The following is an 11,804-nucleotide window of genomic DNA, read 5'->3' as shown; positions in this document are numbered from 1 at the left end:
CGGCCTCGGACGAGACGAAATGGTGGGTGCAGAGCTTGGTGTTGCAGTGGCGGAACACCTCGTCGATGGTGCCGGACACTTCGCCGCCCTCGACATGGGCCGAGCGGACATAGTTGGTGGCGGCGACCAGCGCCCCGGCCAAAGCCTCGATCCGGTCGCCGTGGAGGACGACAAGGTCGGGTTTCGTTGCGCGGACGTAAGCCGAGAAGCCGGTGACGGTGCGGGCGAGGACGGCATCCTGCGGGTCGCCCTCGGCCTGGTTGACGAACTCTTCGACGGCGATGCCGGGCAGACGGCGCACCTCGTTCCGGGTGAGGCCGTAGCGGTCCATCATGTGCATTCCGGTGACGAAGAAGGTGACCCGGTGGCCCGCGTCGCGAGCGGCGGCGGCAAGCGGTTCCAGCTTGCCGAAATCGGCCCGGGTGCCGGTGAGGAAGAGGAGATGGCGGGTCATGGGTCAGTCATGACGCGGGACGGGGCGGGTGGCAAGTCGCCAGAAGGCGATCAATCACCGCCCAGCACTGCACGCCTCGTCGCGTCAAGATAGGCAAACCCATATCTCTGGTCCGGCTCCAGATGAGTACCCTCCGCCCATTCGTTCCAAGCGTTAATGAAGACCATCCTCTCACCTGGTGTCCGCCACTTATCGGCCCGCGCGCGCCTGCAAAGCTCAGACAACCAATGATGATAGCTTTCGATTGAAAAGTTCACGTGGATATGCGCTCTATTCACCGATCTTGCAGTATTGTCCCACCCCAGCATCACCGAACGATATCGATTGATATCAAGATCGCTCTGGTCCAGCGCTATCTGAACGGCTGCTTTATAGTCATAAACTTTCCCGCTGAAAGAGCGTGACTTAAGTTCTATCGCAGCAGAGATATCGGTTTGCGATAGCCCATGCGGAACAAACTCCAAGTTTGCGTCGAACCCATCAGGGCGGTGGTCCTCCTCTGGATCCCTTTGTATTCCTATCAAATACAAGTCCCCCAAACCCTGGATCCGGGCCTCCTCTCGCCAGATATCAACGGTAGCGGCCAAGTCAGGAATACTCCTGGGGCGATACACGGAAAAAACCGGACGACCGTCTATCTTTATGTATCGGGGATCATGCATATATTCGGCAATATGCCGCAACATAGACCGTGAGTCCTCCGTCGAGTGGGATTGCTGAATTAGCACGGAACTATCGCGCCCATCCCATCTACGCGTCCAGTTCTCGTTCGCCCAACTCAGGAAGAACGGCATATCAACGTCCGGGTTGGCAAGCATGGATAGCAGCGGCCGCTCCATCAGCGTCTTCCCGCCAAACCAATAGAAATGATACGCGAAACCGCCAATTGCATACTGGCGAGCAATTCTCGCCTGCTCAACCATCACTTCAGATATCCGCAAATCGTAATAGCCAAGGTGTATCGGGCAATGAGGCTGATAGTGATTGGTGAACAGCGGTTGTGCCTTCCCAACATTTGTCCACTCCGTAAAACCTTTTCCCCACCAAAGATCATTCTCGTGGAATGGGTGAAACTGAGGAAGATAGAAGGCTACTGCTCGAACATCGGTTATCGGCACATCCAAATCTGGCTCATATGGGATAAATTCCGGTCGAGTCGATTCCTGATTGCCACTGCTTTTCTGCAACGTCTCAACGTGATCCGTGACAGCGAGAAACCGTTCTGGTGCTCGCTTGGCAATCTGTCGCCTTAACTTCGCTTGCCGCTTTGTCGACAAAAAGTTCAGGCGCTCGATCCCGCGCATCAGGGCGAGTTCAAGGTGAGCAAAGAAGGTTCGGAACGGGAACTTGGCTTGATCGACCAAGGTTTCGGCGAGTGACCGTGAGAGTGCTGTTGCCGAATGCGCCCGCTCTTCTTGATTGTTCTCTGAATTTTCGGTCATTTGCTGCATCATGCTCGTTTCTCGCTCAGAGTGCCATTCATGGAGCAAGTGTGAACCTTTGCTTCGATTTCGGACATTACTACTGCTTCAAAGGGCGGAAGGTAGCCGGACTCGACCCCGTCTAAAACGGCCAGTCTGGCGTACTGAAATCTTATGTCAGACGACTTCTTCAGAAAACCCATTCCACCAAGCTTGATTGCCACATCGGCAAAAGTTGCAGACAGCAAATATCCATCAGGGGTCGTGAGCTGAAGCAACACCCAAGAAAGAAAGTCGTCGCGCCATTCCTTGCCCGTAGCTGCGGAAGAGTTCCAGAGCTTACCATTTCGTCGGTCGCCATCCGATATCATCGGCAATCGGGCAGAAATTCGAAGTAGCTCCTTGTCCTCCAGGCTCCCAAGCAGATTGAGCAGCACGTCTCGATCAAGCAATCCCCGTACAGACAGACCGGAGGCAAGCGCAACTTGGCTAAGTGGTATCTCGCCTCGCCGGATGGTTTGATCTCGTGAGTTCGTCATAATGTATTCTGACCAGAAACGCTCGATTGCCGAGCTAGCCAATGCTCTCGGGCCGAACAGCATGAAATGCGATTCAAGGTGATCGTGAACTTGTGTTTCGGGGTGACAGTTTTTGAAAACATGGCCGGCCAGATCGACGCCGAGCGCTTCCATGCGGAGAATACTGTCGTCTTCCTTCCGCAGGGGGAACCAAGTGCTATCGTTCATCAGAATCAGGCGCTGTGGCTTTTTCCCTTGCCGACCGAGCCAACGCCACCCTTCTCGGTAGCCGCCAAAATCGTAACCAACGTTTGGCCGCTCAATCACATGCGCGCTTTTCAACGCAATCTTCTCTCGGTCTGTTTGTAATAATGGAGTGTTTGACACAACCAAGGTGGACCATCCGGACTCCCGCAAGTGATCGAGGGTAATATAGGTCGATTCGGCAATACCTTTCGGTTGGAACAGAATGAAGACAGCCACCTTGTCGCCAAGTTCCAAGGAACCGCGTGTTTCCCGCAGGGATCGGGACAGCGACCTGTCATGCTTATACTGGCGGACAATATCCTGCATGTAGGTGACGGGGAGACGGTCACTCATCCGCTCCGCTACCCGCCCCACTTCACGGCGGACTTTCCAGAAGGGGGGCAATGCCATCATCTGCCTCCTGCCCGGCCCTGGGCGGGCGAAATGCATGGCAGGATGAGGACGAAAGGCCCCGATCTTTGAGTCGGGATCGCGGGCTGGTTCTCCAGACGACTTGCAACCTGCGTAACCATCGACTGTCACACCCGCACGAGACGATTCACTCACTGGGTCAGCTTCTAGTCCACAAACCGCCGCGCACAAGGGGCGGTCGCAGCATCTGCGCAAAGGCGCCGGGCCGGATACAGCCGCTGCGCGGAAACATGCCAAACGGGAGCATATGCGGGACTGTGGCCGTCAGTCAGGGCGGCTCGCCCAGTGCGGCGGCGCAAGCGTCCGGTCAGCCTGACGCGCCTGAAGCTCGGCCAGGACCGACGCCGCCGGCGAGGGGACAACATGGTCGTCAATCGCCCGCAGCACCTGCTTGCGCCAGTCGGCATTCACCTTTTCGCGGCTTTTCTTGATGAAAGGGTTGCCCATGACCCGAAGCCCCGCGATCGGGAACTGCGCGTTCCAGACGCGCTTGCCGTCCAGCGACACCCCGAGATGGGCGAGGGCCCGGGTCCGCCAGTGCGGTTCCGGGGTCTCCCCCAGAAGCCGCGTCCGGTCTTCGGCCAGCCCGCCGCCGACCGGGGCAGCATAGGCGAGGGCGAGACGCAGGTCTTCGTCGGGTGCCTCGGCCATCCGGACAAGGAACGCCTGATTGTCCCCAAGCCCCCCTACCCGCAGGCCTCCGGCAGAGAGATTGACCGAAAAGTCCCTCTCGCCCTGCCGGATCACCCCGAACTTGCTGCCGACCAGGCGGTAGCCCTGCCAGAAGGCGCGAAAGGCGGGGGCGGTCAGCGCAGCCCTGTTGAAGCGGAAGAAATAGGACTCGATCCACCGCTTCCCCTTCTTCGACCGCAGGACCGAGCCCGTCACCTCGGCCTCCATCGCGCGAAGCCGGTCGAGGAAGGCGGGGAAGGCCGAGGCCACGATCCAGACGCTGTCGTTGAGGATGAGAAGCTCGTCGGGGTCGGCGCCTTCGTCCCACAGATGCATCACCGCCTCGCGGTAGCCGCCGAAGTCGTAGCCGAGGTTCGGGCGTTCCAGCAGGCGCCAGACATGGGGCAGCAGGTCGGCCCTCGCTTGCGGTTGCAAGGGGCCGTTCGAGACGACCAGGACGGAATAGCCGAGCCCGGTGAGAAGGTCGCAGCTTTCCGGGACTGAGGCAGGCATCGCTCCAGGCTGGAAGATCAGCAGGGCCGCGATGCGCGTGCCGAAGGCCTGCGCACCGTCATGCCGCTGCACCAGTTTCGGGCGGTCGCGGTCGTGCTGGCGGGTGCGGCGGCGGGCGTGGAGGAGTTCCCAATACCAGGCGATCTGCTGGCGGAAGCGCAGAAGCTCGCGCCTGACCTTCCAGCCGGGAATCACCCCAGATCCCCCCATTTCAGCTGGGTGTTCCGCGTCACGGCACGGGTCAGCCGTTTGCCGACCACCTTGTCGAAGTCATAGGCGGCGATCTCTCCCGATCCCGGGCGCCTTGCCCAGATGTCGGCCTCCTGGATCACATGGCCGAGGGGCAGGTCGCGGTCGGCCACGACCGAGCCGCGGGCGAAGCGGTAGACGTCTTCCTCGGGCGCGCTGCGCTGTTTCGGGTTGTTGGCGGCGATCCAGATTTCCTTCGAGCGGTCGATCAGGAAGCGCAGTTCCGCCGGGTCCATCGAGTTGATGATGTCCGGCCCCTTGCGGTAGCGGCTGTCGGTGTAGTGGCGTTCCAGGATGCAGGCGCCGAGGGCGACGGAGGCCAGCGCCATTTCCGGCCCGATGGAATGGTCGGAGAAGCCGACGACGGCCTTCGGGAAGGCCTGACGGAGTTCGGTCACGCCGCGCAAGCTGACGATCTCGGCCGGGCTGGGGTAGAGGTTGGTGCATTCCAGAAGCGCATAGTCGACGCCCGCCTTGTCGAGGATGTCGACCGAGGCGCGGATGGTCTCGATGGTCTGCATGCCGGTCGACAAGATCACGGGCTTGCCCTTGCGCGCGATGTGGCGGATGAGCGGCAGGTTGTCGGCCTCGCCCGAGCCAATCTTGTAGGCGGGGACGTCCTGCGTCTCCAGCCAGTCGGCCGCCGCCCGGCTGAAGGGGGTGGAAATCCAGATCAGGCCGAGGCTTTCGGTATAGCGCTTGAGGTCCGCCTCCTCATCGAGGGTAAGGGCGCAGCGCTCCATGACATGCCAGATCGAGACGTCGGCGTTGGGCGGGAAGATCTGCTTCGCCTCCTCGGTCATCTCGTCTTCGATGATATGGGTCTGGTGCTTGATCATCTCGCAGCCCGCGCCCGCGGCCAGGCGAACCATCTCCTTGGCGACGGCAAGGTCGCCGCCGTGGTTGATGCCGATCTCGGCGATGACGAGCGGGGGTTGGTTCGGACCGATCTCGCGGTGGGCGATCTTCATGGGTAGCTCCCTGGTTGCCATTCGTGGTGCGTCAGGGTGCTCTGGCTGTCAAGCCGGGGGGCGGGAGGTGAGCGGGTATCGCGCAAGGACCTGGTACTGGGCGCCGCGGGAGGTGAGATGGCTTTGCCAGAGCGTGAGTTCGGTGACATCCCAGGGCTCGCTGCGGAACCCCTGCCCCAGGGCGATGGCACGTTCCAGGCGCATCGCATCGGGCGGCGCGGGGGGTGGGAAGCGGCCGAGGGTGATGTGGGGGAGGTATCTGCGCGCCTCGACGGGACAGCCGGCGCGGCGGGCGATGGTTTCGACTTTCCCTTGCAGGTGGAGGAGGTCCGGCGCGGGGGCGACCCCGGCCCAGGCGGCGCGGGGCTTGTCCTTGCCGAAGAGGCCGAGGCCTTGCAGGGCGAGGGGGAAGCTTTGGGCGCGCAGGGTCTCGAACCCTTCATGCGCGGCCTCCAGCGCAGGCTCGGGGCAGTCACCGAGGAAGACGAGAGTCAGGTGCAGGCTTTCCGGCTCCACCTTGCGCGGCAGGGGCAGAAGGAACTGCTGCACCTGAAGCGCGCCACGGATGGCGGGGGGCAGGTCGATCCCCAGGAAGGCGCGGATCATCGGCGGGCCAGATGGGCGAGGCGGTCGCGGAGGTCCGCGCGGACCGGGCCTTCGCGGGGGGCGTCGAGCAGGGTTTCGATCATCTCCGACGCGGGCCGCGGGCGGCCTCCGCCGTTCCAGCTGAGGCGTTTCAGCACATCCTGTGCCGCTTCGGGCAGCCGGTCGGGCAGGTCGTGGCCCGCAAGCAGCCCCCAGATCGCCGTCCACAGCCGACCGACCGACCAGGGGTTGTAGCCGCCGCCGCCAAGGACCAGGACGCGGGGGGCGAGGGGAAGAAGGGCGCGGATCGCCTCCAGATAGGCGCGGTTCGAGAGGGCGAGGCGGGAGAGCGGGTCCTCCATCAGGCTGTCGGCGCCGCATTGCAGGACCAGCGCCTCCGGGCGTAATTCGGCCACGCGGGGCAGGATCAGGCCATGCAGCACCGCCCGCGCCTCGCTGTCATTGTAGCCCTTCGGGACGGGCAGGTTGAAGGCGCTGCCTGCGGCGGTCTGGGTCAATGCGCCGGTGAAGGGCCAGCGGCCTTCCTCATGCACCGAGATCATCCGGACGCGGGGATCGCCCGCGAAGGCAAGCTCGACCCCGTCACAGTGATGCGCGTCGAGATCGACATAGGCGATGCGGGTCAGGCCCGCGCGTTGCAGCACCTTGATCCCCAGCACCACGTCGTTCAGGTAGCAGAACCCGTTCGCCCGGCCCGGCAACCCGTGATGCGTGCCGCCGCCGGGGATGTGGATCACGCCGGGCGTCCGGGCCAGCAGTTCGGCCGCGAGCATCGTGCCCCCGGCCCCGGTGGCGGGGCGGCGGTAGACTTCCGGGAAGACGGGGTTCGAGAGGGTGCCGAGGTGGAAGCTGGCGCGCATCTCTGCCGTGGCCTCGCCGAGGGTCTCGGCGGCTTGCAGGGCGGCGATGTAGGGCGCCTCGTGCCAGAGGGAAAGTGCCGCGGGCTTGGCGCGGGGGCTTTGGCGGAAGCAATCGGGCGGCAGCCAGCCCAGGGCGCGCGCGAGGTCCATCACAGTCGAGACGCGGGGGACGCGCAGGGGATGGCGCGCGCCATAGGAGGACTGGCGGTAGATGTCGGAGCCGATGAAGAGGGGCGGCGCCACCGTCCCGGCGGGTGCAGGCGGCGGCGCGAGGATCATTCCAGCATCGCCTCGATCCGGCCCGCGATCTGCGGCCCCTCGGGCCTGACCGGCGCGCCGAAGGTGCCCGCGATGCTGCCGTCGGGGGCGATCAGCACCTTGTTGAAGTTCCAGCCGGGAACGAAGCCGGTCTCCTCCTTCAGCCAGGCGTAGAACGGATGCGCCTCGGCTCCCTTCACATGGGTGATCTCGGTCATCGGCAGGGTCAGATCGAAGGTCAGGGCGCAATATTCCTTGACCGCCTTCTCATCCGCAAGCTCCTGGTTGAAATCGTCCGAGGGGACGGCGAGGATCAGCACGCGGTCGCCGAACCGGTCGTGCAGCGCCTGCAGCGCGTCGAACTGCCCGGCGAAGCCGCAAAGCGACGCCGTGTTGACCACAAGGACCGGCTTTCCGCGCCAATCGTCCAGGTCGATCTCGCCCCCGTCGATCGAGGTGAAGCGGAATCCCCCCGCTGCCCAGGCCGGCGCGGCCATCGCCACTGCCAGAAGAACCGCCAATCCAAGCCGCATGATGATCCCTTTCGCTGCAATTCCGGAAAAGTAAGGTAATCCGACCCCTTCGCAGGTCAAATTCACGGGATTTTACTGTGATTTCTTCCTTTCCCATGCCATATTCATGATTGAGGATTGGGCAGTGGCAAGATCCGGAAACCGGACGGCCAAATGGGCGGAACGATGGGCTGGCAAGACAAAATAGCGACGCAAGGCGCCGACAAGGGCGGGACGAAACTGCAATACGGCGCCTTGTGCTGGCGCAGTGGCGATGCAGGGACCGAAGTGCTTATGATCACCAGCCGCGATACCGGGCGCTGGGTGATCCCGAAGGGCTGGCCGATGCCGGGCCTGTCGCCCGAAGCCGCCGCCGCGCAGGAAGCTTGGGAAGAGGCCGGGGTCTCGGGCGAGATGAACCCGCTCTGCATCGGGCGCTACGGCTATCAGAAATGCCTGTCGGTGACATCCTCGGTGCCCTGCGCGGTCGCGGTCTACGGGATGCGGGTCGACAAGCTGGCCAAGACCTTCCCCGAGATGAAGGAGCGCCGCCGCAAGTGGTTTTCGCTGCAGGAAGCCTCGACCCTGGTGGCCGAGCCGGAACTGGCGATGATCATCGCCGCCTTCCTGCCGCCGATCCCGGGCCGGGCGGCGCCGATCATGGGCGACGACGATGACCTTTCGCTGTTGGCTGCGGGCCACAAGCGCAAGGGGCATTGATCTTTTCAGCGCACTGCATAGGTAAGTTGCTGACGCGACGGCGGGATTGCGCGGAATGATCCGTTACAGCCTGAAATGCGAAGCCGGTCATGGCTTCGACAGCTGGTTCAAGGGGGCGGAGGCTTTCTCGGCCCTGAAGGCGGCTGGCCAGGTGGTCTGCCCGGTTTGCGGGTCGGGCGCGGTCGAAAAGGAGCTGATGGCCCCCGCCGTCCGCCCCGCCAGAAAGGCCGCGGCCGCAAGACCGGACCTGTCGGCCCCCGGATCGGACCTGGAGGAGAAGATCGCCGCGCTGCGCAGGCAGATCGAGGAGAATTCGGAATATGTCGGCCTGAACTTCGCCGCCGAGGCGCGGGCCATCCACGCGGGCGAAGCACCGGAACGGTCGATCCATGGCGAGGCCAAGCCCGACGAGGCGCGCGCGATGATCGAGGAGGGCCTGCCGGTCGCCCCCCTGCCCTTCCTGCCCGCCCGCAAGGTGAACTGACCCCCGCGCCCGGCTTGACGCGGGGATACGGCTACGCGACGCTTCCCATGCGGCACCCGACATGTGCCGTCAGGAAGGGATTGATCCATGCGTATTGTCACCGCTTTGCTGGTTTCCGGCCTTGCCCTCGCCGCCGCGCCCGCGCGTGCCGCCACGCCGGAAACCGAGGTTTTCGGCCAATGCCTCATCGGCAAGACCACGGGCGATGACCGGCTGCTGCTGGCCCGCTGGATCACCTTTGCCTTTGCCTCCCATCCGATCGTGCAGGACACGGTGAGCATGGACGCCGCCAAGCTGGTCGAGACCGACAGGGGCATGGCCAATCTGGTCATGTCGCTCTTGACCGAAAGATGCTCGGCCGAGGCGAAGGCCGCTGTCGCCGCCGAAGGAAATGCGGCTGTCGCCATGCAGAAGGCCTTCGAGATGCTGGGCATGGTGGCGTCGCAGGAAGTGATGATGGACGCGGCGGTCCAAGCCCGGATCAACGGCTTCGCAGGCTATCTTGACGAAGGCCGGCTGAACAGCGCGCTGACCCCTTGAAGCGGGCCAGCGCTTCGCGCGGCGCGACCCTAGTAGATGTAGCGGATCTGTTCGGTCCAGAACCGCTCCATCCGTTTCAGCGACATGTTGATCTCATCCATGCCCGACGCGTCGATCAGGGCGCGCTTCTCGATCCCTTCGGAATGGCGGGCGAAGAGGTCGGACAGGAGGCCGCGGACGTGGCGGCCCTTTTCAGTGAGCTTCACCCTGACCGAGCGGCGGTCGATTTCCGAGCGCTGGTGGTGCATGTAGCCAAGGTCGACCAGCTTCTTCAGATTGTAGCTGACGTTCGAGCCCTGGTAGTAGCCGCGCGATTTCAGCTCGCCCGCCGTCACCTCATTCTCGCCGATGTTGAAAAGGAGGAGCGCCTGGACCGAGTTGATCTCCAGGATGTTCAGCCGTTCGAATTCATCCTTGATCACGTCGAGCAGCAGCCGGTGCAGCCGTTCGACCAGCGCCAGGTTGTCAAGGTAGCAGGACAGGAACGCCTTCTGCGATCCGTCCAGCACCGGAGCATAGATTGTCATACCGTTTCTCCACCGTTCGGACCGGGGCAGAATCGGCACAAAGCACAAACATTCCGTAAACTTGCGAAGAACTTCTGCTAGTTTCCGCGTATCAGCCGCGCCTCGGCGAAGGCAGTGATGCGGGTCAGAAGCCCGGCCAGCGCGGGCGGGGGCGCGGACTGGCCAAGGACCCAAGCCATCAGGTCCTGGTCGTTCTCGGCCAAAAGCGCGTCATAGGTCAGGAGATCGGCTTCGCTCAGGCCCGACAGATGGGCATCGGCGAAGGGGCCGAGCACGAGGTCCATCTCCTTGGTGCCGCGGCGCCAGGACCGCATCGCCATCCGCTTCAGGCGCGCTTCAGCCGTCTCGCCCATCCGTCCCACCGTTCCCGCTTGAACCGCATCGGGGCGGACCCTAAGACAGGCGGGACCGAAACTCCACCACCGAAAGGGGTGCTGCGAATGGCCTTCCTCTCCGACACGCTGGCGCGGGTGAAACCTTCGCCCACCATCGCGGTGACGACCAAGGCGCAACAGCTGAAATCCGAAGGCAAGGACGTGATCGGCCTCGGAGCGGGCGAGCCGGATTTCGACACGCCCGAGAACATCCGCGCGGCGGCCAAGCGCGCGATCGACAGCGGCAAGACGCGCTATACGGCGGTGGACGGGATCCCCGAGCTAAAGGCGGCGATCTGTTCCAAGTTCCTGCGCGAGAACGGGCTGACCTACACGCCAGGCCAGATTTCGGTCGGCACCGGGGGCAAGCAGATCCTCTACAACGCGCTGATGGCGACGCTGAACCCGGGCGACGAGGTGATCATCCCGGCGCCCTATTGGGTGAGCTATCCCGACATGGTGCTTCTGGCGGGCGGGACCCCGGTGCCGGTGGTGGCGGGGATCGAGACCGGGTTCAAGCTGACACCCGCGCAGCTGGAAGCGGCGATCACCCCGAAGACCAAGTGGTTCATCTTCAACTCGCCGTCGAACCCCACGGGCGCGGGCTATACGCGGGACGAGTTGAAGGGGCTGACCGATGTGCTGATGCGGCACCCCCAGGTCTGGGTGATGTCGGACGACATGTATGAACATCTGGTCTTCGACGATTTCGAATTCTGCACCCCGGCCGAGATCGAGCCGGGGCTGTATGACCGGACGCTGACCTGCAACGGGGTGTCGAAGGCCTATGCGATGACCGGCTGGCGGATCGGCTATGCCGGGGGGCCGGTGGCGCTGATCAAGGCGATGGGGACGATCCAGTCGCAGTCGACCTCGAACCCCTCGTCCGTCAGCCAATATGCCGCGCTGGAGGCCCTGAGCGGCCCGCAGGACTTCCTGGCCGACTGGCGGGGCGTGTTCCAGGGGCGGCGCGATCTGGTGGTGGGGATGCTGAACCAGGCCAAAGGCATCCGCTGCCCGAAGCCGGAGGGGGCGTTCTATGTCTACCCGGACATTTCGGGCTGCATCGGCAAGGCGACACCCGCGGGAACCGTCATCAGCAACGACGAGGTGTTTGCGACCGCGCTGCTGGAGGAAACCGGGGTCGCGGTGGTCTTCGGCGCGGCCTTCGGGCTTTCGCCAAACTTCCGCGTCAGCTACGCTACGTCGGACGCGGTGCTGCGGGAGGCCTGTTCCCGCATCCAGCGCTTCTGTGCCGCACTGGTCTGAAGGGACATCATGGCCGACCGGATCACCGCCAATCTTCCGGCCCGCGACTTTGCGGCAACTTCGGCCTTCTACGGCGCGCTCGGCTTTCGCGAGGCGTTCCGCGACGATGGCTGGATGATCCTGCAGCGCGGGCCGCTGGTGCTGGACGCGGCGTACGTCAACGGCGGGTTGCTTTCCG

At 63.7% G+C, this 11,804-nt stretch carries 14 protein-coding genes; 4 read left to right on the top strand and 10 right to left on the bottom strand.

Going from position 1 to position 11,804, the window contains the following annotated elements; all coding sequences use genetic code 11:
• The 8 genes from V7Q39_RS14685 to V7Q39_RS14650 all read right to left on the bottom strand — a co-directional run.
• Positions 1-454, bottom strand: a 454-nt coding sequence (locus V7Q39_RS14685) for a UDP-N-acetylglucosamine 2-epimerase (protein WP_333817352.1), incomplete at its 3' end; no start/stop codon positions are given.
• 50 nt (positions 455-504) lie between these two features.
• On the bottom strand, positions 505-1,908 hold the full coding sequence (locus V7Q39_RS14680; RefSeq protein ID WP_333817351.1) for a glycosyltransferase WbsX family protein: 1,404 nt from the start codon (positions 1,906-1,908) through the stop codon (positions 505-507).
• Positions 1,905-3,050, bottom strand: coding sequence for a rhamnan synthesis F family protein (locus tag V7Q39_RS14675; protein ID WP_333817350.1), 1,146 nt, complete (start codon positions 3,048-3,050; stop codon positions 1,905-1,907). The genes V7Q39_RS14680 and V7Q39_RS14675 overlap by 4 nt, the downstream gene beginning before the upstream one ends.
• Positions 3,051-3,335: 285 nt before the next feature.
• Positions 3,336-4,451: a rhamnan synthesis F family protein gene (locus V7Q39_RS14670; protein WP_333817349.1), complete on the bottom strand. Its 1,116-nt coding sequence runs from the start codon at positions 4,449-4,451 to the stop codon at positions 3,336-3,338.
• Positions 4,448-5,476: an N-acetylneuraminate synthase family protein gene (locus tag V7Q39_RS14665; protein WP_333817348.1), complete on the bottom strand. Its 1,029-nt coding sequence runs from the start codon at positions 5,474-5,476 to the stop codon at positions 4,448-4,450. Before V7Q39_RS14665 ends, V7Q39_RS14670 begins: the two co-directional genes overlap by 4 nt.
• Before the next feature lie 48 nt (positions 5,477-5,524).
• A complete protein-coding gene (gene thpR / locus V7Q39_RS14660) occupies positions 5,525-6,082 on the bottom strand; it encodes an RNA 2',3'-cyclic phosphodiesterase (protein WP_333817347.1) in 558 nt (185 codons plus the stop codon).
• Positions 6,079-7,221 (bottom strand): acetoin utilization protein AcuC, encoded by a 1,143-nt coding sequence (locus V7Q39_RS14655; protein WP_333817346.1) that lies wholly within the window; start codon positions 7,219-7,221, stop codon positions 6,079-6,081. Before V7Q39_RS14655 ends, thpR begins: the two co-directional genes overlap by 4 nt.
• The gene (locus V7Q39_RS14650) at positions 7,218-7,733 is read right to left on the bottom strand and encodes a glutathione peroxidase (RefSeq protein WP_333817345.1); all 516 of its coding nucleotides are present in this window, start codon (positions 7,731-7,733) and stop codon (positions 7,218-7,220) included. The genes V7Q39_RS14655 and V7Q39_RS14650 overlap by 4 nt, the downstream gene beginning before the upstream one ends.
• A gap of 165 nt (positions 7,734-7,898) precedes the next feature.
• On the opposite strand from V7Q39_RS14650, the gene V7Q39_RS14645 reads away from it, so the two are divergent.
• The 3 genes from V7Q39_RS14645 (at position 7,899) to V7Q39_RS14635 (ending at position 9,456) form a co-directional block, all read left to right on the top strand.
• On the top strand, positions 7,899-8,432 hold the full coding sequence (locus V7Q39_RS14645; protein WP_333817344.1) for an NUDIX hydrolase: 534 nt from the start codon (positions 7,899-7,901) through the stop codon (positions 8,430-8,432).
• A gap of 55 nt (positions 8,433-8,487) precedes the next feature.
• Positions 8,488-8,916, top strand: a complete 429-nt coding sequence (locus V7Q39_RS14640; RefSeq protein ID WP_333817343.1) for a DUF1178 family protein — start codon at positions 8,488-8,490, stop codon at positions 8,914-8,916.
• 87 nt (positions 8,917-9,003) lie between these two features.
• Positions 9,004-9,456 carry a hypothetical protein gene (locus V7Q39_RS14635; RefSeq protein ID WP_333817342.1) on the top strand — a complete coding sequence of 151 codons (453 nt, stop codon included), beginning with the start codon at positions 9,004-9,006 and terminating at the stop codon, positions 9,454-9,456.
• Between the two features lie 29 nt (positions 9,457-9,485).
• Here V7Q39_RS14635 and V7Q39_RS14630 read toward each other — a convergent pair whose 3' ends face one another.
• Both V7Q39_RS14630 and V7Q39_RS14625 read right to left on the bottom strand, forming a co-directional pair.
• On the bottom strand, positions 9,486-9,983 hold the full coding sequence (locus V7Q39_RS14630) for a MarR family winged helix-turn-helix transcriptional regulator (protein WP_333817341.1): 498 nt from the start codon (positions 9,981-9,983) through the stop codon (positions 9,486-9,488).
• Between the two features lie 77 nt (positions 9,984-10,060).
• Positions 10,061-10,336: an FAD assembly factor SdhE gene (locus tag V7Q39_RS14625; RefSeq protein WP_333817340.1), complete on the bottom strand. Its 276-nt coding sequence runs from the start codon at positions 10,334-10,336 to the stop codon at positions 10,061-10,063.
• 87 nt (positions 10,337-10,423) lie between these two features.
• Between V7Q39_RS14625 and V7Q39_RS14620 the strand changes: the two genes are divergently transcribed.
• The gene (locus tag V7Q39_RS14620) at positions 10,424-11,626 is read left to right on the top strand and encodes a pyridoxal phosphate-dependent aminotransferase (protein WP_333817339.1); all 1,203 of its coding nucleotides are present in this window, start codon (positions 10,424-10,426) and stop codon (positions 11,624-11,626) included.
• Positions 11,627-11,804 lie beyond the last annotated feature (178 nt).

This window comes from Tabrizicola sp. (genome assembly GCF_036781545.1).
Lineage (GTDB): Bacteria > Pseudomonadota > Alphaproteobacteria > Rhodobacterales > Rhodobacteraceae > Tabrizicola.
Note: the sequence above shows the minus strand (reverse complement) of the source record. Positions and strands in the feature narration are given on the sequence as shown.